Source organism: Campylobacter sp. RM15925 (genome assembly GCF_012978775.1).
Taxonomy (GTDB): Bacteria; Campylobacterota; Campylobacteria; order Campylobacterales; family Campylobacteraceae; genus Campylobacter_A; species Campylobacter_A canis.
On the sequence record NZ_LIWP01000009.1, the window covers coordinates 54,211 to 72,388 of the forward strand.

At 37.2% G+C, this 18,178-nt stretch carries 21 protein-coding genes; 4 read left to right on the forward strand and 17 right to left on the reverse strand.

What is annotated here, in order from left to right; all coding sequences use genetic code 11:
• Positions 1–231: 231 nt before the first annotated feature.
• The 8 genes from CDOM15925_RS06735 to CDOM15925_RS06770 all read right to left on the reverse strand — a co-directional run bounded on the left by CDOM15925_RS06735 (position 232) and on the right by CDOM15925_RS06770 (position 6,836).
• Entirely contained in the window at positions 232–600 is a 369-nt protein-coding gene (locus tag CDOM15925_RS06735) for a nitrous oxide-stimulated promoter family protein (RefSeq protein ID WP_169942382.1), read from the reverse strand.
• Positions 601–667: 67 nt separating this feature from the next.
• The gene (gene kdsB / locus CDOM15925_RS06740) at positions 668–1,381 is read right to left on the reverse strand and encodes a 3-deoxy-manno-octulosonate cytidylyltransferase (protein WP_169942384.1); all 714 of its coding nucleotides are present in this window, start codon (positions 1,379–1,381) and stop codon (positions 668–670) included.
• A complete protein-coding gene (thrC, locus tag CDOM15925_RS06745; protein WP_169942386.1) occupies positions 1,378–2,844 on the reverse strand; it encodes a threonine synthase in 1,467 nt (488 codons plus the stop codon). The genes kdsB and thrC overlap by 4 nt, the downstream gene beginning before the upstream one ends.
• Entirely contained in the window at positions 2,841–3,149 is a 309-nt protein-coding gene (gene cutA, locus CDOM15925_RS06750; RefSeq protein WP_169942388.1) for a divalent cation tolerance protein CutA, read from the reverse strand. The genes thrC and cutA overlap by 4 nt, the downstream gene beginning before the upstream one ends.
• Positions 3,146–3,988, reverse strand: coding sequence for an acetylglutamate kinase (gene argB, locus CDOM15925_RS06755; protein ID WP_169942390.1), 843 nt, complete (start codon positions 3,986–3,988; stop codon positions 3,146–3,148). Before argB ends, cutA begins: the two co-directional genes overlap by 4 nt.
• A gap of 37 nt (positions 3,989–4,025) precedes the next feature.
• Positions 4,026–4,937: a tetraacyldisaccharide 4'-kinase gene (locus CDOM15925_RS06760; RefSeq protein ID WP_169942392.1), complete on the reverse strand. Its 912-nt coding sequence runs from the start codon at positions 4,935–4,937 to the stop codon at positions 4,026–4,028.
• On the reverse strand, positions 4,930–6,063 hold the full coding sequence (locus CDOM15925_RS06765) for a DegT/DnrJ/EryC1/StrS family aminotransferase (protein ID WP_169942393.1): 1,134 nt from the start codon (positions 6,061–6,063) through the stop codon (positions 4,930–4,932). The genes CDOM15925_RS06760 and CDOM15925_RS06765 overlap by 8 nt, the downstream gene beginning before the upstream one ends.
• 17 nt (positions 6,064–6,080) lie before the next feature.
• Positions 6,081–6,836 carry an NAD+ synthase gene (locus CDOM15925_RS06770; RefSeq protein ID WP_169942395.1) on the reverse strand — a complete coding sequence of 252 codons (756 nt, stop codon included), beginning with the start codon at positions 6,834–6,836 and terminating at the stop codon, positions 6,081–6,083.
• A 123-nt stretch (positions 6,837–6,959) separates the two neighbouring features.
• On the opposite strand from CDOM15925_RS06770, the gene CDOM15925_RS06775 reads away from it, so the two are divergent.
• Positions 6,960–7,568 (forward strand): MBL fold metallo-hydrolase, encoded by a 609-nt coding sequence (locus CDOM15925_RS06775; RefSeq protein WP_169942397.1) that lies wholly within the window; start codon positions 6,960–6,962, stop codon positions 7,566–7,568.
• 307 nt (positions 7,569–7,875) lie between these two features.
• On the opposite strand, the gene dsbD is transcribed toward CDOM15925_RS06775, so the two are convergent.
• Positions 7,876–9,636: a protein-disulfide reductase DsbD gene (gene dsbD / locus CDOM15925_RS06780; protein WP_169942399.1), complete on the reverse strand. Its 1,761-nt coding sequence runs from the start codon at positions 9,634–9,636 to the stop codon at positions 7,876–7,878.
• Positions 9,637–9,775: 139 nt separating this feature from the next.
• Between dsbD and CDOM15925_RS06785 the strand changes: the two genes are divergently transcribed.
• Positions 9,776–11,773 carry a DUF4214 domain-containing protein gene (locus CDOM15925_RS06785; RefSeq protein ID WP_169942401.1) on the forward strand — a complete coding sequence of 666 codons (1,998 nt, stop codon included), beginning with the start codon at positions 9,776–9,778 and terminating at the stop codon, positions 11,771–11,773.
• A gap of 25 nt (positions 11,774–11,798) precedes the next feature.
• A complete protein-coding gene (ppk2, locus tag CDOM15925_RS06790; protein ID WP_169942403.1) occupies positions 11,799–12,614 on the forward strand; it encodes a polyphosphate kinase 2 in 816 nt (271 codons plus the stop codon).
• Between the two features lie 38 nt (positions 12,615–12,652).
• Here the strand turns inward: ppk2 and CDOM15925_RS06795 are convergent, their stop codons facing one another.
• The 5 genes from CDOM15925_RS06795 to CDOM15925_RS10265 are packed head-to-tail and all read right to left on the reverse strand — an operon-like array spanning position 12,653 to position 16,086.
• The gene (locus tag CDOM15925_RS06795; protein ID WP_169942405.1) at positions 12,653–13,291 is read right to left on the reverse strand and encodes a hypothetical protein; all 639 of its coding nucleotides are present in this window, start codon (positions 13,289–13,291) and stop codon (positions 12,653–12,655) included.
• 46 nt (positions 13,292–13,337) lie between these two features.
• On the reverse strand, positions 13,338–14,099 hold the full coding sequence (locus CDOM15925_RS06800; RefSeq protein ID WP_169942407.1) for an ABC transporter ATP-binding protein: 762 nt from the start codon (positions 14,097–14,099) through the stop codon (positions 13,338–13,340).
• Positions 14,083–15,063, reverse strand: a complete 981-nt coding sequence (locus CDOM15925_RS06805) for a FecCD family ABC transporter permease (RefSeq protein WP_169942409.1) — start codon at positions 15,061–15,063, stop codon at positions 14,083–14,085. The genes CDOM15925_RS06800 and CDOM15925_RS06805 overlap by 17 nt, the downstream gene beginning before the upstream one ends.
• Positions 15,060–15,701 (reverse strand): ABC transporter substrate-binding protein, encoded by a 642-nt coding sequence (locus tag CDOM15925_RS10260; RefSeq protein WP_283956678.1) that lies wholly within the window; start codon positions 15,699–15,701, stop codon positions 15,060–15,062. The genes CDOM15925_RS06805 and CDOM15925_RS10260 overlap by 4 nt, the downstream gene beginning before the upstream one ends.
• A complete protein-coding gene (locus tag CDOM15925_RS10265; protein ID WP_283956679.1) occupies positions 15,649–16,086 on the reverse strand; it encodes an ABC transporter substrate-binding protein in 438 nt (145 codons plus the stop codon). The genes CDOM15925_RS10260 and CDOM15925_RS10265 overlap by 53 nt, the downstream gene beginning before the upstream one ends.
• A gap of 385 nt (positions 16,087–16,471) precedes the next feature.
• Between CDOM15925_RS10265 and CDOM15925_RS06815 the strand changes: the two genes are divergently transcribed.
• The gene (locus CDOM15925_RS06815) at positions 16,472–17,248 is read left to right on the forward strand and encodes a TonB-dependent receptor plug domain-containing protein (RefSeq protein ID WP_169942411.1); all 777 of its coding nucleotides are present in this window, start codon (positions 16,472–16,474) and stop codon (positions 17,246–17,248) included.
• Positions 17,249–17,323: 75 nt separating this feature from the next.
• On the opposite strand, the gene CDOM15925_RS06820 is transcribed toward CDOM15925_RS06815, so the two are convergent.
• From CDOM15925_RS06820 to CDOM15925_RS06830, 3 genes are read right to left on the reverse strand one after another with little or no spacing between them, the layout of a single operon-like run.
• Entirely contained in the window at positions 17,324–17,662 is a 339-nt protein-coding gene (locus CDOM15925_RS06820; RefSeq protein ID WP_169942413.1) for a M15 family metallopeptidase, read from the reverse strand.
• Positions 17,631–17,837 carry a hypothetical protein gene (locus tag CDOM15925_RS06825; RefSeq protein ID WP_169942415.1) on the reverse strand — a complete coding sequence of 69 codons (207 nt, stop codon included), beginning with the start codon at positions 17,835–17,837 and terminating at the stop codon, positions 17,631–17,633. Before CDOM15925_RS06825 ends, CDOM15925_RS06820 begins: the two co-directional genes overlap by 32 nt.
• A complete protein-coding gene (locus tag CDOM15925_RS06830) occupies positions 17,837–18,178 on the reverse strand; it encodes a hypothetical protein (RefSeq protein ID WP_169942417.1) in 342 nt (113 codons plus the stop codon). Before CDOM15925_RS06830 ends, CDOM15925_RS06825 begins: the two co-directional genes overlap by 1 nt.

Below are 18,178 nucleotides of genomic sequence, written 5' to 3' on the forward strand. Positions count from 1 at the left end.
TTATACAAAAATATAAAGTTGCATTTTTGAATATTTTTTATTTGTAAATTGAAACATATGATCTTTTGAATATACTATTATTTTTAATAAATATTGTGATAATGTCGGCAAAAAAGTTCTTAAAAGTACTTTTATAGTAATAGAGTATCTCTTAAGCTTATTGATTGTTTGGCTTTAGTTTTTACCCTTTAGTGATGGAATAAGTTGTTAATTCAGCCAATTTGACACTCTTTAATGCTCATTGTTTGTTCTAAATCCAAACATCTTTTTAATTTTAGTAAGTCCAAGCTTCATGCCGCTATATCTCATTATCTTTGCCATCTGCTTCCATCTGCTTTTTTCGTAGCAAGGGTGCGGACACTTTCTACAGCTTGGCTTTACTTCGTGCGGACACTGGCTAAGGCGTTCGTGAGCATAGTAAAACAACTCTTCGCACTCTTTGCAAAGCGATGTGGAAACGTTAAAGTTGAGGTTTTCACCTTTGTATGCAAGATTTAAATTTATTTCGTTTTTAAAAGCGCTTGGATGATTATCCTTGCAATTTATGCTCAAAAACTTTGCCATTGTGCTAACTTGCTCTATAAATTTTTCTTGCGTCATTTTGCTTCCTTTGGCGTAAATTTAGCAAATTTCATCGCGCAAATCGTTAATTTAAATCAACGCAAGGCTATTTGTTTAAGAATTTGTTTAAGGCTCTTTGTAGGTCCTCTTCGCAGTCAATGCCTATACTTTGGCTACTTACTTCAAGCATGGCTATTTTTTTACCGTTTTCAAGCGCTCTTAGTTGCTCTAATTTTTCCGTATCTTCAAGGAAGGAGGGCTCAAATGCGCAAAATTCACTAAGCGCTTTTACGCTATATCCGTAGATGCCAAGATGCGCTTTATAAGCATTGCATTCGCTTCTGTTAAAAGGAATTCTTGAGCGAGAAAAATATAGTGCAAAGCCGTCTTTATCGGTTACGACTTTAACTAGATTTTTATCGTCGGCATTTTTATCGTCTATAGTTTTGTAGCATGAAAACATAAATGCTTTTTCTCGGTTATTTTCGCAGAAATCTTTAAATTTAGCTATATTTTCAGGCTCTATAAAAGGCTCGTCGGCTTGAACGTTTATGATAATTTCGTCTTTGTTGAGGTTTAAAACTGTAACCGCCTCATTTATACGGTCAGTTCCGCTTTGATGATCCTTGCTTGTCATGACCGCTTTAAATCCATATTTTTTAGCTATTTTAAGCACCTCTTCATCATCAACCGCGATTAAAATTTCATCCACGTTTTGCACTCTTTTTGCGGTTGCGATAAACATCGGCGAGCCGTTGATGGGCTGTAAAATTTTATTATGAAACCTTGTTGAAGCAAGGCGAGCAGGTATTACTATCATTGCTTTATCCAGTTTAGAATTTTATCCTCTATCTCATCTTTGTGCGCTATGTCGGTATGAACGGCTTGTGAGCTAAATAGCGACTTTATAGACTCAGGAACGATATCGCTAAATTCTTTTGCTAAGGCTTCAAGTCCTGACTTTTCATCTTTTAGATCTTCATTTTTACACGCCTTAAACATACTTGGCGCAAATTTAACCCAGTGGGCGGTAGAGGTGATCACGGTTGGGCGGGTCAAATTTGAACTCATCTTAAAGCAAGTGGCTGTGTGAGGATCGATTATCACGTCTTTGATTGCTTGCTCTTTAATTATCTCTTCGCACTCTTCATCACTACAAAAATCAGCTTCAAAATCTTTTTTAAGCTCTTCTAGCTCACTTGAATTTAGCCTATAAAAGCCATTTTCAGATAAATTTTGCATAAGCTCTTTTGTTCTAACCGCTCCAAATTTATCAAAAAGCAATCTCTCGACGTTTGACGAGATCAATATATCCATAGCCGGACTTATGGTTTTTACAAGGGTTTTGCCTCTAAGATCATAAACGCCGGTGGTAAAAAATTCGGTTAAGATATTATTTGAATTTGAGACGATTTTGATTTTGTCTATTTTTGCACCCATTTTTTTAGCGTAGTATGCTCCAAGCGCATTGCCGAAATTTCCGCTTGGTACGATGATATCAAAACTCTCTTGCGCTTTTAAAACCCCTGTTTTTAGCAGATATGCATAAGCGTAGACGTGATATATGATCTGAAATAAAATTCGCCCGAAATTTACCGAATTTGCAGCGCTTAGAGATACTCCAAGTTCTTTTAGGGCTGTTTTGAAATTTTCGCTAGCCAAAAGCGTTTTAAGCGCTCTTTGTGCATCGTCGAAGTTGCCTTCTATGCCGATAACTTTTAAATTTTTAGCGCTTGCGTTTATCATTTGAAGGCGCTGAACCTCGCTTGTGCCGTCTTTTGGGTAGAGGCAGACTACTTTTATATTTGGCACATCGCTAAATGTTTCAAGCGTAGCAGGACCCGTATCTCCGCTTGTAGCGCACATTATGAGGTAGTTTTCGCCCTTGTTCTTAGCAAGCTCACTTAAAATAACTCCAAACGGCTGAAGCGCCATATCCTTAAAAGCTCTAGTAGGTCCGTGATAAAGCTCGTTTATGTATAAATTTTCGCCGATTTTTCTTATCTGAACGGGCTCGTTTGGCTTGTCAAATTTCAGATATCTTTTTAGGGCTTTTTCAAATACATCGTTTTTAACGTCAAATTCAAATTTTTTAATGATCTCAAGCGCGATTTGCTCGTAATTTAACTCCTTTGCTTGCGCGAAAAATTCATCATCCAGCTTAGGCAGGTTAAGCGGAGCATAAAGCCCTCCGTAATTTGAACTAGGCGCAAGAAGCGCGTGGCTAAATTCAACCGCGTTTAAATTTTCATTTTCATTGGCTCTTGTTTGGTGAAGTTTCATTTTTTGCCTTTTGTTGATTTTCTAACCCATTTTGCGTATTTTTTAAGCGCACCGTCAGCTTTTATAATTGCGATTTCAGGAAGCTCGTAGCTGTGGTTGGATTTTATAAATTTGCTTATTTTTTTAAATTTTTTATCCGTTTTTATAAGTAAAATTCTCTCTTTTTCAGAGCAAATTTCATTTTCCCATACATAGGTGCTTTTGGCCTTTATCACGCTTACACAAGCTGCGAATTTACGCTTTATGAGTTTTTTTGAAAGTTTTTTTGCGCCTTTTTTATCGCAGGAGGTTATCACAAATTTCATCTTATCATTGTTCCTATTCCGTCATCGGTAAATAGCTCAAGAAGTATGGAGTGGGGCAGTCTGCCGTCTATGATATGTGAGTTTTTAACTCCGCTTTTTACGCAAGCAAGTGCGGCATCTACTTTTGGTATCATGCCTCCGCTTATTACGCCTGAGTTTTTAAACTCTTTTATACTTGCTTCATCAAGCTTGCTTATGAGATTTTTTTCTCCGTCTAAAATTCCTGCCGTATCTGTTAAAAACATTATCTTTTCGGCTTTTAGTTTGCATGCTATCGCGCTTGCGCAAAGATCGGCGTTGATGTTGTAGCTGTTTGCGTTTTTATCGGTTGCGATAGGCGCGATAACGGGCACAAAGCCCTCTTTAAGCAAATTTAGCACGATATTTTCATCTACATCGGTGATATCGCCCACAAAGCCGTATTTACCGCTATCTGACTTGACCGCATTTAGCATATTGGCATCCTTGCCGCTTATGCCTATGGCTTTTGCGCCATGCTTGTTTAAAAGAGCCGTTATCTCTTTGTTTATTAGCCCGCTTAGCACCATCTCAACGACTTCCATCGTCGCTTCATCGGTCACTCTTAGTCCGTCTACAAATTCGCTTTTTATATCAAGTTTTTCAAGCATGGAATTTATCTTTTTGCCTCCGCCGTGCACAATGACCACTTTTATGCCTACTAAATTTAACAGCACGACATCGCGTGCAAAGTCGTTTTTTAGCTTTTCGTCTATTTGCGCCGCACCGCCGTATTTGATGACGAAAATTTTATCTCTAAATTTTTGTATATACGGGAGTGCGGATACGATAATTTCGGCTGTTTTGATATGTTTTTGCAAATTTGATCCTTTTTTGGGCGATTATAACAAATTTTGCCTAGAGAGTAGCTTTGATAAGCTCTTTAAAATCGCTTGAAAGAGTCGTTTTAAGAGTTATTAGAGATATCGGCAAGCCAAATTCCTCTATCTTTACGAAATCTTTTTTGGTAACTAGTAGCGAAGTGGCTTTGTAACGCTTTAAAATCTCTTCAAGCTCGCCTTTGGTAAAGCTATGATGATCTTCAAAAAACTCTCGCCCTATGCACTTTTCATAAAACGGACTAAGTCTTGCCGGATTTGCTATGGCGGTAACTAAAACCATCCTATCGCCTGGGTTAATGATCTCGCTTTCTCGGGTGAAATCAACTCCTTCTTGCACGATACGGTCTGCAAATTTATAAAAGCTCTTAGGATATCTATAAGCACCGCTTGGTATAACGAAATCAAAATATGGCTCGTTTGAGGGCTTAATGAGAATGTCAAATTTTTTGATGTGAAATTTAGAAAAGCCGTCATCAAGCAAGACGTATCTGGCTTTAAGACTGCGAGCTAAATTTATGGCTTCATCGCGGTTTTCGCTTACGATGACATTTGCGTTTTTAACGCTTTTTGCATACTCCATCGCCTCGTCGCCGCTTGTTTTGACATCGGTTAGAATTTCGCCGTTTATGCAAATTTGCTTAAGTCCTTTTGAGGCGCGCTTATATCCTCTAAGAATGATAAAACCACCCTCAAATTCGTTTGCTATAGCTATACAAAGGGGAGTTTTTCCGCTTCCACCAAGGGTTAAATTCCCAATACTTATTATCGGGATATCAAAAATTTTTTTAGAAGCAAGCTTAAATTTGACCCAAACAACTATAAAATAAATAGCACTAAGAGGCAAAAGCAGTATCGCAAGAAGCTTGCAGGCTAAATCAGGACTATAAAAATATCGCTGCGCAAAACTATGCACAAACCTCTTAAACACGGTGTTTAGCTATCTCTTTTATCGTTTCGCAAATTTTATAAACCTCTTCATCTTTTAAAGCCGCATAAATCGGCAATGAAAGCACTTGCTGATAGACTTTAAGCGCGTTTGGATAAGCATTTACTTTAAGTGCGTATTTGTTTTTGTAATAGCTTAAAAGATGCATCGGTATATGATGAAGCGAAGTGTGAATACCGTTTTCAAGTAGCTCTTTGGCAAAGCTATCGCGATTTTTGTCGACTTTTATGATGTATTGTACGTAGGTATGATCTCGTTTTTTAATCGGAGTCGTGATGTGCGGGCAGTCTTTTAGCTGTTCATCGTAAATTTTAGCTATCTCTTGGCGTCTTTTGATAAATTTATCGTTTTTACCGAATTGACCCATCGCATAAGCTGCGCAAAGTGCTGTAAGATCGTATTTAACGCCGATATCAACCACATCGTATATATAGCTTAAATTTCCGTCTTTATCAATGCCGTTTATGATGGCGTGATTTCTAAGCAGCTTAGCTCTTTCTGCTATATTATCGTCGTTTGTTACCATAAAGCCGGCAGTTGCGATCGGATTTGTAAGCTGAGAGTGGATACTAAAGCAAGCAAGGGAGGAATCGTCAGTAGAGCCTATTTTCTTATCTTTATAGGTAAGTCCTATGCCCTTGCCCGCGTCGTCAAATACCTTTATACCGTATTCGTTAGCTATATCGTAAATTTCATCCATATCGGTAGCTTGACCCGCTACGTGATTTACAAATATGCCCTTTAGTTTTTTGTGATTATTTACTTTAAGGACATCTCTTAGCGAATTTGGATTCATGTTAAAATCATCTTCGTTTACATCTACAAATATCGGCTCGGCGTCAAAATGCCTGATTGATTGCGCTACGCTTGGAGTTGAATTTACCGAACATATAAGCTTATCTCCACGTTTTAGATCTATAGAGCAAAGCGCAAGATGGTGTGCTGCCGTTCCGTTGTTTGTCGTTACCGCATGTTTTACGCCAAAATACTTCTTAAGCTCCGCTTCAAACCTGCTAATCATAGAAGCTCCGTTGTCCTTAAGGGCTTCTTTTATAAGCTCTATCTCTTTTTCGTCGATAGATGGCTTGTAAAATGTAATTTCCTCCATAATTTCAACTCCTTAATTTAGTTTATCTTGGCAATCGGTGGCATGCTAAGCTTAAATTTGTTTCTTGATATTCTTGCAAGTATCATATTTACGAGTTCGTTGTCAAATTTGCCTAACAGCTTTTTTTTGCTCTCTTTTTTTTCTATATCTATTAAAACCTTGTCGATTTTTTCGTATTCATATCCCATATCCCCTTCGTCCGTTTGACCCTCATAAAAGTCTGCCGAAGGCGGTTTTGCGATGATAGCTTCATCTACTCCTAAAAATTTGGCAAATTCAAAAATTTCGGTTTTAAAAAGTTCTCCGATAGGGTTTAAAGCACATGCCAAATCTCCATGGATAGTGCTATATCCAAGCATTAGTTCGCTTTTGTTTGTTGTGCCTACTACCAAAGCGTTTATGCTTGCCGAATAGTCATAAAGCAAGCTCATCCTAACCCTGGCGGCTAAATTTCCGCTTCTTAAATTCGATAGTTTTTCGCCTATGCTGCCGCTAAAGCTATCTAAAATGGGCTGGATATTTATGATCTTATGGCCGATGTCAAGCTTTTTGCAAAGAGTTAGTGCATCTTTTAAATTATCTTCGTTTGAAAATTTAGTAGGCATTATAAGAGCGTAAGTATTTTTAGGCTTAACCATCTTACAAAGCGTTGCTACAACTGCTGAATCGATACCTCCGCTAATACCGATGACAAAATTCTCCGCTTTGCTTTTTGCAAGGTAGTCAGATAAGAAAATTTGTAACTTAGAGCTGATCTGATTATAATCTTTCATATATTTATTACCAAGTATTTAATTTATTCTTTAGCATTATACTTATTTTTTTATAAAAAAATCTTTTAAGCTTAAAAAATATACAATAAAAATTATATTTATTTTACATTAAAGAAATTTTAGATGAAAGTGTTATTTAAATCTTGCGGCTCATACCAGACAAATTGCTATATAGTTTCTAAAAACGGCTTTGAGCTCATCATTGACCCAGGCGAAAACGCCTTTAAATTTGTAACCGAAAATGTAAAAAATCCTATCGCCATACTTAATACTCACGGACACTCAGATCATATTTTTTCAAACGTTAGCTTAAAAAATTTATTTAATATTGACGTGTATATTCATAAGGACGATAATTTCATGCTTCAAAGAGATATTTTCGGTGAAGGATACGAGACTATGAGCGATGCCATAACGGTAGGCGGCGCTAAATTTGAAGATGCAAGCTTTAAAATCGGAGAATTTGATATATCTTATCTGCATTTTCCGGGTCATACTCCCGGATGTTCGATGGTAAGAATTGATGACGTGATATTTAGCGGGGACTTTTTATTTTATCGCTCGATAGGGCGTTATGATTTTGCGTATTCAAATGAAAACGATATGAAAAAAAGCCTTGAGAAATGTCTTGGCATGAGCGGTGACTTTGAACTTTTCCCTGGGCACGGCGGAGCTACTACTTTAAAAAACGAGCAAGCCAATTTACCGCTTTGGCTTAGAAATATGAGATAAATTTAGCTTGCGGTTTATCTACTGATTAGGATTTGTTTTATTGATTTGAGTGATACGTTTTGGCATTTTTAAGAGCCTTGGCGGATTTTACATAATCCGTTAAGACGCAAGGATGTTGATTTTAAATATCTGCTACTAGCTATTTAGTTTGTGTTACTATAAGTAACTTAAGCAGGCAAGCTTGTAAAAATAAAACAAATTTCAAAGTCAAATTTAATGAAAATTCAAATTTAAGTCATAAATTTATGACTTTTGCGTGGAAGCGCTTTTAATCTACTCCTAAAATTTTGTCTTAAATTCCTTAAGACTAAAGATTAAATTTATCCAAGTGGGCCAAAAATTTCTCAGGCGGATAAAATCCTATAACTCTTGCACCTTTTAGCTCCTCCTCGCCCTTGTAAAATATCAGCGCAGGCGGACCTATAAGCCCGAATTTATTCATGAGTTCGTTGTCTTCTTTGCTTCCTTTAGTAACATCTACTCGTATTAAAGTTAAATTTTCAAGCCTGCTTAATACCGCTTGCTCCTTAAATGTTATCTCGTCAAGTTCGTTGCAGCTTACGCACCAAGTAGCGTAAAAATCAATCATAACCGGCTTGCTTGAGCTTTTTATAGCATTTTCAAGCTCGTTTACGTTTGATACGCTGATAAATTTTGCCTCTTTGTTATTTATAGCCCCCGATGTGCTGAAATTTGCAAGGGGATTTGCAAGCGACTTCGCTCCCGTAAAAGAGCCTATGATAAGTATGAACGCGTAGATAAATAGGATTAAAGATACCGATTTAAGAGCTTTTTTACCGGAGCTGCTGTTTTCATTTGTGCTGTCAAATGCTCCAAAATATACACTCATAAATACTCCCGTGATCCCGTAAAGTAAGAATTCTATCTTAGAGCCAAGTACTCGTGCGCTAAGCCATATCGCCATAAATATCATGATAAAGCCAAAGAGTCTTTTAATGTTATCCATCCAAATTCCCGGTCTTGGAAGCAGTTTGCCCGAGCTTGCACCGATGATTAGAAGAGGTACACCCATGCCAAGCCCCATGATAAATAGAGCCGATCCGCCAAAGAGCACATTTCCGCTTTGCGCTATATAAAGAAGCACGCCTGCAAGAGGTGCTGCGACGCATGGACTTGCAATGAGAGCGGATAAAAATCCCATGATGAAAATTCCTATAACTCCGTCTTTGTTTTCTGCTTTTTTGTTGAGTAAATTTTGGATTTTTAAAGGCATTTGAAGCTCGTAAAGTCCAAACATCGATAGAGCAAGTGCGACAAAGACTAAGCTAAAGCCGATAAGCACGGCAGGAGTTTGCAGTATGCCACTAAGTCCTGCACCAAAGATACTTGCTACTATACCCGCTACCGCGTAGGCTAAAGCCATGGCAAAGACATAGATAAACGAAAGCCAAAATCCGCGTTTAGCGTTTAGCTTGTCTCCTGATTTGGATACGATAATGCTTGAAAGTATCGGTATCATAGGAAATATACAGGGGGTAAGCGAAAGTAAAATTCCATAGCCAAAAAAGGTAATAAGCGATAAAACAAACCCTTTGTCGCTTAAATTTTTAGCGATGCTGTCTTGCTCGGATAGCTCACTTTCGCTAGGCAGGCTAGAGGCTGAGGGCGTGTCATCATCTTTTGGAATTAACGCTATCTTGTATCCGCTTAAGCCGCTTGATATGTTGTAATTATTTACTTGCGGTTGGTAGCAAATGCCGTTTTTGGCGCAACCTTGATACTCAAGCGTGATATTAAAGCTGTCGCTTTGATTTATCTCTTTAAGCAAATTTATAGGCACAAATAAGCTAAATCTTTCAGGATATACGTCAAAACTGCCGTCGTTTATAAAATTTGGCAAATTTAGCTGATCGTTTAGCGTCTTGCCTTTGCTGATTACTTTTAATGTGTCCTTATATACGTATATATCTTTTGCCAGATCAAACCTAAATTCGACATTTTGGCTGTCGGTTTTCGCGCTTAACCCAAAAGCTTCGGCAACCGAAAGCGGATCGCCAAATGCTGATACGATAAGTAAAAATATAGAAAAAATCGCTTTTTTAAACATATTTGTCCTTAAAAATTTCTAGTCGTATTTTACAAGAATAATATAAAGTTAGTGTTAAATATGTAAAGTCGTAGAAATATTAAAAAATAAATAAAATTGCTATATAATTAAAAATTGATTTTGATACAAAAGGATGTTTATGACACTAACTAGTAAGGATATAAATTCGCTTTATATAGCGATTTTTAATAGAGTTCCCGAAGGAGACGGTCAGCAGTACTGGCTAAATGAGGCTAATATAAATAATTTTGACATGAATTCTATTACCGAGATAATGCTTCAAAGTAATGCGGCAAAAGAGTTTTTTAAAGACAAAGAAAATAATGAAGATTTTATAAATCACATATATACAAATTTGCTTGAAAAAGATAAGACAACCGATCCTGAAGGAGTATCTTACTGGAGCAGTCTTTTAAATGCAGGTATGTCAAAAAGTTTAGTTGTCAATGAGCTTTTAAAAGCTGCAGAATATGGAAAATTTAGCGATCCTAATGCAATAAAAGCTCAAAATTTATACTTTAATAAGTTAAAAACTGCAGAAGTTGCTGCAAAATCTATTAAAAATGTGGGGACAAACGGTACTATAAATGAAAAGATAGCTCCATTTTCAAATATCTTAAAAAACATAACCGACAAAAGCACAGCAGAAGATATTGCAACTATTATCAAGACACAAGCTATTGTAAACAATATACCTATCGTGTCAAACAAAGAATTTGCAGCTATTATTGCAAAGAGCTTTGAAAATGCAAATGCCGATCAAATAGAGGATATGTTAAATAATTTAGTCGCAAACGGATTTATAAAATTTAATCAGATAAGTGATAAAGACGGCTTTTTAAAGCTTTTTGAAGATAGTAAGATTCTCATAGAGGCTAAAGAAGTTGATTATACTTTATATAAAGGAGATGATGGTAAATTTTATAAAGATGAAAATAATAAAAAAACTCTTGTTGATATATCGTTGGATAAACTTAAAATAAGTGCAGTAAAGTTGGCTGACGGTAAAATTTATAGGTTTAAGAATACCGAAAGTAAAAAAGAAGATGACATCAAGGGTTATAATTTAGAAAAATTAATAAAAAACAGCAAAGACGGCGATATGCTGACAGCCCAAAAAGCTTCTATTTTATTTGGAGAAAAGGGTGATATAAAAGAAATTTTAGCCGATGTTGAAACGATAGTGGGTATAAATTATACTGGAAAACTTGAAGGAGTAAAGATAGCCGAAAATGTAATCTTTAGAATTTTGGATACTGCTGAAAATTTAGAAAAAACCGGCGCTATAGAGGTTTTAACTTTATTGAGCGACAAAATAAAAAGTATTGATATAAATAAAGACCAAGCCAAGCTCAATCTTAGTTTGACGCAGTTTAAAAGTATAAAAGATAAATTTACGGATTCAAGTGATAAAACAGGAGCTATTAAAAGTTTTGGAGCATTTGCAGATAAACTTGCATCAAAAGAGAGTGTGGTTATTAAAGATGGATTAGGCGATATAAAAGAGTTTCTTGGCGATAGCGCAGGGCTTAGTGTCATTAAGAGCGTAGATGCTATAGATATCATAGACGACAAGAACGCTTTAAGTCTTACTTTGGCTCAATACTCTTTGTTGTCAGATAAATTTATAGACCCAAATGATAGCCTGGAAGTTGATGGTGTTACAGGTGCGCTTAAGGCAAGCAAGCTAAAGGATGTATTTATACTATCTAAAAATGCTTCAAATTTGAGCATATCTAGCTTTTCTGTAGGCGACAAGATAGATTTTAAAAATTTAGGCATAAATAAGGCGGATACCGTAAATCTAGACATTAAATCAGGAGCTTCAAAAGCTATTGAAGATACAAATATCTATAGCACAACTATAGACGCTAATATATCCGATAAAGATTATGGCGGGAAAAATTTTAATGATCTTTTCTCGCCTAGCAATACCGCTTTTAAAAATTCTACTACAGGAGCTAAGACTATAGCTATCGTAGCGGTAAAAGGCAATGATATAACGCAGCTTTATAGAATAGATGCAAACAATGACGATGTATTGAATGCTAATGAAGTATCGCTTTTAGGAATTTTAACTTCAAATAGCGATACCGGTGTAGTTTTGAGTGATAAAAATATATTAACAGGAGAATAGCAAGCTATTAATTTGAAAGGTTTAAATGTCAAAAAACAAAAAAGACGATAAAAAGGCTAAATTTGATTACGAACATGAGCTTAGAAAGCTTCAGATCGAGCTTTTGAAATTTCAAAACCACGTAAAAGAGCAGGGTTTAAGAGTGCTTATCATCGTTGAGGGGCGTGATGCGGCGGGTAAGGGCGGAAGTATAAAGCGCCTAACCGAGCATCTAAACCCGCGCGGATGTCGTATAGTCGCACTTGAAAAGCCAAGCGACGTAGAGCGATCGCAGTGGTACTTTCAGCGGTATGTGGCACACCTTCCAAGCGCCGGAGAGATCGTGATATTTGACCGCTCGTGGTACAATAGAGCAGGAGTTGAGCCTGTGATGGGATTTTGTACTCAAGAAGAGCACAAGGAATTTTTGCGCGAGGTGCCAAAATTTGAAGAGATGATAAAAAACTCGGGCATAATTTTCTTTAAATTTTACCTGTCGGTTTCAAAAGAGGAGCAGAAAAAACGCTTCAAAGAGCGTCTTACCGATCCGCTTAAGCAGTTTAAAATTTCGCCGGTAGACGCTAAAAGCCAAGAGCTTTGGGATCAATACACCATCGCCAAATACTCCATGCTGCTTGCTTCAAATACTCCCGCTTGTCCTTGGACGATAGTATCATCCGATAGCAAAAAGCACGCGCGGATAAATATATTTAGGCATATTTTGGCAAATGTCGAGTATCCAAAGAAGATAGACGCGAAGAATTTTGAATGCGACTCTGATATCGTAAGAAGCGGCGAAGAGGAGATAAGGCTGATGGAAGCGAATTTGAAAAATGATAATTTTTTTAAGATGAAAGGTTAGTTTAACGCTTCAAGCTAAATTTTGATAATCAGAGATAGCTAAATATCTCTGATTACTTTTTCTACTTTTCGCCACGCAAAAATTTGTACAAGTAGCGGGATTGTAGTTATTATCTCTGATGCCATATAAAGAAATATAAGTGTTTGCAGTGAAAACGATAGACCAAAACTTGGTAAAGCTCTTAAAAACAGCACCGCTACAAAACAAAAAATAGAGACGAAAACGTATGTTTTAAAAAGTCCGTTTTGCGTTATTTTGGCTAGTCTTAAATTTATCCTAAGCCATGCTATCCCGACGTATATTAGTATAATAAACACCGCTAAACCTAAGACGCTAAAAATCGTTTCGTTGTTTTTGGCAAAGAGCATTAGGGCGGCTAAACCTACTATTACAAATGTCGCCATAATACTCTTTTTAAATATCTCAAATACTTCGTTTTGAGAGATATCTTGAATAGCTTTTAAGGCATTCCACATATATACAATACCGGCGATAGAGACGATAAGTAGTATCACATTCAAGGCGAGTCTTGAACTTGGATATTCGATTTTGATGAAAAATCCGATTAAAAACGGCACTGCTAAGCTAGAAAACATTATGGCGCTTGATATAAGACCATCTCTTCTAGCTTTTGCTAGCCTCTCATCTTGCTCGACTAAAATTTCATTATTATTCATTAAATTCTCCTAAATTGATAAAACTTCTCGTAATTATACTTAAATTTTACTTCTGTGTGCTAAAAATTTGCGTTATGCTTGGTATTTGCTTGCTGCCTATATCAAATTTAACTCCTCTTATATCCACATCATAAAGCGAGCTTAAATTTTCTTTATTTAGCACCTCACTGCTTTTGCCAAAGACGTAGCTAAGGTCGTTTTTAAGGATGAGAGTGCTATCGGCTACGGCTAGAGCGTGGTTTGGCTGATGAGTGGTAAAGACGATACTTGCATTGCTTTGCTCTTTTAGATTACGAATCAGTGTTAAAACCCTATCTTGATTTTTTAGATCAAGCGCGCTTGTAGGCTCATCTAAAAACATCACTTCACTTCTGCTGGCAATCGCTCTAGCAAGTAAAACAAGCTGCTTTTGTCCGCCCGAAAGGGAGTTAAAACTTTTATTTTTAAGATGTGAAATTTCTAAGCTATGAAGTGCGTCTTCGCAAATTTTGATATCCTCTTTGCTCGGTTTTGAAAAAAGCGAAATTTCACGAATCCGCCCCATTAAAACTATATCAAGCACGTTATAATCAAACGCAACGCTAAAATTTTGCGGTAAAAAGGCGAATTTAGCCTGCGTTTTTACCTCGCCCTCTTTGAGCTTTAAAACTCCCATCATACAAAACATAAGCGTGCTTTTGCCTTGTCCGTTTAGTCCCAGTATCGCTAGTGTTTCGCCTTTGGCAAGGGCAAAATTTAGCCTGCGAAAGAGAAATTTTTGCCCCTCGTAGTAAAACCCCGCATCTTTTATCTCAAGCAGATTTTGCATTTGACGCGCTCCTTTTTAAGAGTATCGCAAAAACCGGGCTTCCGATCAGTGCTGACAGTATACTGAGAGGTACTTCCGCGCTGCTTATGCTTCTAGCTGAGTCATCCACAAACAGCATAAATATCGAGCCTATGACGAAGCAGGCGGGCATTGAGCGCGTGTGATCGCTTCCGCATATGAGCCTTGCGATGTGAGGCACGACAAGCCCGATCCAGCCGATATTTCCGCTTACGCTTACTTGCACGGCGATAAGAAGAGTGCAAAGAATCAGTATAAACGAGCGAAGAAGCGTGATATTTACGCCTAAAACTTTAAGATCGTCGTCGTTTAGGCTAAGCAGGTTAAACCTATATCTAAGTATAATCAAAAGCGCCGTGCAAGGCAGGCTTATAACGGCTAAAAGCGTGAGTTTATCGTAGTTTGCGCTTACGAAGCTTCCAAGCAGCCAGTAGATGATGTTTGGCAAAACTTCTTCGTTGTCGGCAAGATACTGCACCAAGCTTGTAAGTGCGGCAAATACACCGTTTATGACGATACCTGCTAAGATGAGAGAGAAAATGTCAGCTTTAGAGACAAATTTAGCTAGGAAAAATAGCGCTAAAAGAGCTAAAATTCCAAAGAAAAAGGCAAAACCTACGATGTAAAATGAGCCAAAACCTATGAGTATGCAAAGCGCTCCGCCAAATGCCGCTGCGGTACTAACTCCTACGATATGAGGGCCTACGAGCGGGTTTTTAAAAACGGCTTGCAAGCTAAGCCCGCTAAGCGCTAAAATTCCGCCGCAAAGGCTTGAGAGTAAAATTCTAGGCACTCTAATGCCTAAAATGATGCTTTTAGCCGTTTCGTTATCGCTACTGCTTATTAAAATGCTTAAAACTTCGCTAAATTCGATGTGATACTGCCCCATCCCAAGCGAGACGAGGCAAGTTGTAACCCAAATGGCAATGAGAGTGGAAAGTCTCATTTAGAGTATGATGTGCGGTAGAATTTTTGATAAAACTCCTCAACTTTCTTATCAAAATCCACACCTTTAAAATGCTCAGGATATAGCCTTATAGCTAGCCATTCCTCGCCAAGCGCCATGGCTTCTGCCGTAGGATAGCCCCAAGCCTTGGCAAATTCAGGCATCATGTAAATTTTATCCATCTTGATAGCGGCTACGTTTGCAAGCTGAGGGTTTGACTTAAGCTCGTTTGGGACCTGCGGATAGCGCTCTTGGACAAATATCATGTCGGGATTATAAGCGATTAAATTTTCGGCTGAAATTTGCTTATAGCCTTTGATATCTTTTGCGGCTACGTTTTCTCCGCCCGCTCTTGCAAACAGCACTCCTGTGTATTTGCCGCTTCCATAAGTGGTAAGATCCGGATTTGCCATGTAAATTCTAACTTTTTTGTCTATCTTTAAGCTATGCATTTTGCTTTTTAAGAAGGCTTGTTGATCTTTTACAAATTTAATGAGCTCAGCCGCCTCTTTTTCGCGGTTTGCTACTTTACCAAGTATCTCAACACCTTCATAATAGCCCTCTGTGTAAGCTTTGGCTTCGTCTTCAAGAGTAGGCTTTTTCTTTATCCTCTCTTTTTGAAAAGCTGATGCCAACAACCGGTATCTTAAGCTCTTCCATTTTTGCGATATATTCGCTTGGGATGTAGTTTGTTACGATAACGACATCAGGCTTTAATTTAAGAACCGATTCGTAGTTTATAGCCTTTAAGTCGCCGGGGGTCGGCATATCTTTAAGGCTTGGAGCAAGGCGAGCATAGTTCTTGCCAAGCGTCTTTTCGCAAGTTTCAAGCACGCCAACGACCTTATCCATGGCGTTTATTTGATTAAGCACGTTTAGACTTTGGTGCTGAAGCACGATTATGCGATTAACTTCGTCGGGAAGGGTTACATCTCTGCCTAGTTGATCAGTGATGACACGGTCTGCAAATAAAGATGAAGCGCAAAGCGCAAGACTTAATGCAAACTTTAAAAATTTGCTCATATTTTCTCCTTTAAATTATTTAAATATATTTTTTAAATTCCTAAATTTAGTATTTATAATATATAAAATATAAAATAATATATTATAAAATTTGTTATATAAATTTGATATAAAATCAATATAAAGATAGCTATAAATTTATCTTTTTGTGCCCGCACGGCTTGAAGGCAAGAGGTTTAAATTTGTGTATTACTTTTTGAATAAATTTGAATTAAATTTGCTTGCCAAATCAAAAAAAGAGCTTGAATTTATATAAATTTATATTTGCAAATTTTCAAAATTTAAAGAGACGACTTATCTTTTGCATATACTTAATTTATAATTAATAAGGTTTTAAAAAATAATGATATATACTATCAGTTTTATTTTTATCTAAGGGAAATTAATGAGAATTAGCATTTTTGCTTCAAGTGTCATCATGGCTACTTTGGCTTTAGCCGATGCCGGCGGATCTTATTCGGTCGTGCTTCCAAGCGTAGAAGTTGAAGGAATTTCAGAGCAAGATAGCCTAAAAGGCTATATAACCTATGATAGCGCGGAGCTAAATAGAAACGGCTTAAGTAATAAACAGACCCCACAAACCATCGAAACAATCGACATACAAAAAAACCGCAACTACGGCACTAACGATCTTTCAAGCATACTGGAAGGAAACGCGGGCGTTGACGCTGGATATGATATGCGCGGAGAGAGCATAAGGATAAGAGGCTTTAGTATAGACGGTGGAGATATTTATAGAGACGGAGTGAGGGATTCCGGTCAGATCAGAAGAAGCACCGCAAACGTAGAAAGGGTTGAAATTCTAAAAGGTCCGGCTTCTATACTATACGGAAGAAGTGACGGTGGAGCGGTTGTGAATTTGGTAAGTAAGAAGGCAAATTTCATACCTTTGCAAAAGATATCCGCCAGATACGGCAGCTGGTATAGAATGGGTATGGGGGCTGACGTAAATCACGTTGCAAACAGCAAGTTGGCCTTTAGGCTAACCGCAGACGGCGAGCGAGGAAAATCTTGGCGAGATGATATCAAGTATAAAAATTTCATGATAAGTCCTAGCGTTATAGTAACAAACGAAGAGGGCGATATCAGCTTTGAGGCGCAATACACATTTGATAATGCGTGGAGAGTTCCTGATAGAACGCCTACTAAGATTTTAAGATAAAAGTCAAGCCCGATTTTGATAATAGATTGTGATTAGTTGATTGTAGTTATTGATAAATCGGTGTTTAGAGTGTTTTTAGCAATTTCTTTCAAAGTGTGGAGTATCTATAAAACTTTTAAAATTTCCGCCCCATTTGTTTTCAGCTGATAAGCTTTCCCAATAATCACCTATTGCTTGTAGCTCTTGCTTTGAAGTTATATAATTGTTATCTTTGAATATATGTAAATCAATAGCACATCTTTTTAGGTGCATTGAATTAGATGTTTTAGATTTGCCCTGATTAACGTAAATTTCTTGCTGTTCTTTAGTTCTTTCGGCTTCGCCTACTCTTACATCGTAGTTATTATCGTGGAGGTAGTTTAGCAGGATAGCTAAGTCCTTACTAAAATTTTCTTGATGTTTTCCTAGTGTCATATTTAAATCTTATCTCGGTTTGTTTTGTGATTATCTTAACTAAGTTTTCTAAGCTGTCAAGTCTTTTATTAATGCTATCTATCCTTAAAGATATTATCCAGTTAAGACCCGTAAGCAAAAGAGCCGATACTGTTACTATCGGCTCAAGATGATTTAAAAAATCAAATGAAGTCATTACGATATAGCTACTTCGGATATACCGATGATATAAACTTCGTCAAATTTAACGTTATTAAATGTAACGTCTTGTAGAGCTGTTTTTATTTCGCTCTCTTTAAGTCCTGATTTGCCGTAGAAAGTTAAAGTATACTTTCTGCCTGCTTGACTTTTACCCGTAACAGTTACCCTTAACACGCTTGCCTCTACTTCATTTCCTGAAGTGCTTTCAACTTCATAAACGTTGTAAGTTCCCTCTAAGTGATTATCACAAAAAGTTTTAGCCGTTGCTCCCTCAGCAGGAAGCGCAAAGCCAAAAGTTCTACCTGCTATTTGATTTCTTACTAATGATTTAGCCAT

Coding starts and splice junctions, on each gene's coding strand:
- CDOM15925_RS06735 (WP_169942382.1), bottom strand. CDS start 600: ATGACGCAAGAAAAATTTATAGAGCAAGTTAGCACAATGGCAAAGTTT.
- kdsB (WP_169942384.1), bottom strand. CDS start 1,381: ATGATAGTAATACCTGCTCGCCTTGCTTCAACAAGGTTTCATAATAAA.
- thrC (WP_169942386.1), bottom strand. CDS start 2,844: ATGAAACTTCACCAAACAAGAGCCAATGAAAATGAAAATTTAAACGCG.
- cutA (WP_169942388.1), bottom strand. CDS start 3,149: ATGAAATTTGTGATAACCTCCTGCGATAAAAAAGGCGCAAAAAAACTT.
- CDOM15925_RS06765 (WP_169942393.1), bottom strand. CDS start 6,063: ATGGAGGAAATTACATTTTACAAGCCATCTATCGACGAAAAAGAGATA.
- CDOM15925_RS06770 (WP_169942395.1), bottom strand. CDS start 6,836: ATGAAAGATTATAATCAGATCAGCTCTAAGTTACAAATTTTCTTATCT.
- CDOM15925_RS06775 (WP_169942397.1), top strand. CDS start 6,960: ATGAAAGTGTTATTTAAATCTTGCGGCTCATACCAGACAAATTGCTAT.
- dsbD (WP_169942399.1), bottom strand. CDS start 9,636: ATGTTTAAAAAAGCGATTTTTTCTATATTTTTACTTATCGTATCAGCA.
- CDOM15925_RS06785 (WP_169942401.1), top strand. CDS start 9,776: ATGACACTAACTAGTAAGGATATAAATTCGCTTTATATAGCGATTTTT.
- ppk2 (WP_169942403.1), top strand. CDS start 11,799: ATGTCAAAAAACAAAAAAGACGATAAAAAGGCTAAATTTGATTACGAA.
- CDOM15925_RS06795 (WP_169942405.1), bottom strand. CDS start 13,291: ATGAATAATAATGAAATTTTAGTCGAGCAAGATGAGAGGCTAGCAAAA.
- CDOM15925_RS06800 (WP_169942407.1), bottom strand. CDS start 14,099: ATGCAAAATCTGCTTGAGATAAAAGATGCGGGGTTTTACTACGAGGGG.
- CDOM15925_RS06805 (WP_169942409.1), bottom strand. CDS start 15,063: ATGAGACTTTCCACTCTCATTGCCATTTGGGTTACAACTTGCCTCGTC.
- CDOM15925_RS10265 (WP_283956679.1), bottom strand. CDS start 16,086: ATGAGCAAATTTTTAAAGTTTGCATTAAGTCTTGCGCTTTGCGCTTCA.
- CDOM15925_RS06815 (WP_169942411.1), top strand. CDS start 16,472: ATGAGAATTAGCATTTTTGCTTCAAGTGTCATCATGGCTACTTTGGCT.
- CDOM15925_RS06820 (WP_169942413.1), bottom strand. CDS start 17,662: ATGACACTAGGAAAACATCAAGAAAATTTTAGTAAGGACTTAGCTATC.
- CDOM15925_RS06825 (WP_169942415.1), bottom strand. CDS start 17,837: ATGACTTCATTTGATTTTTTAAATCATCTTGAGCCGATAGTAACAGTA.
- CDOM15925_RS06830 (WP_169942417.1), bottom strand. CDS start 18,178: ATGGCTAAATCATTAGTAAGAAATCAAATAGCAGGTAGAACTTTTGGC.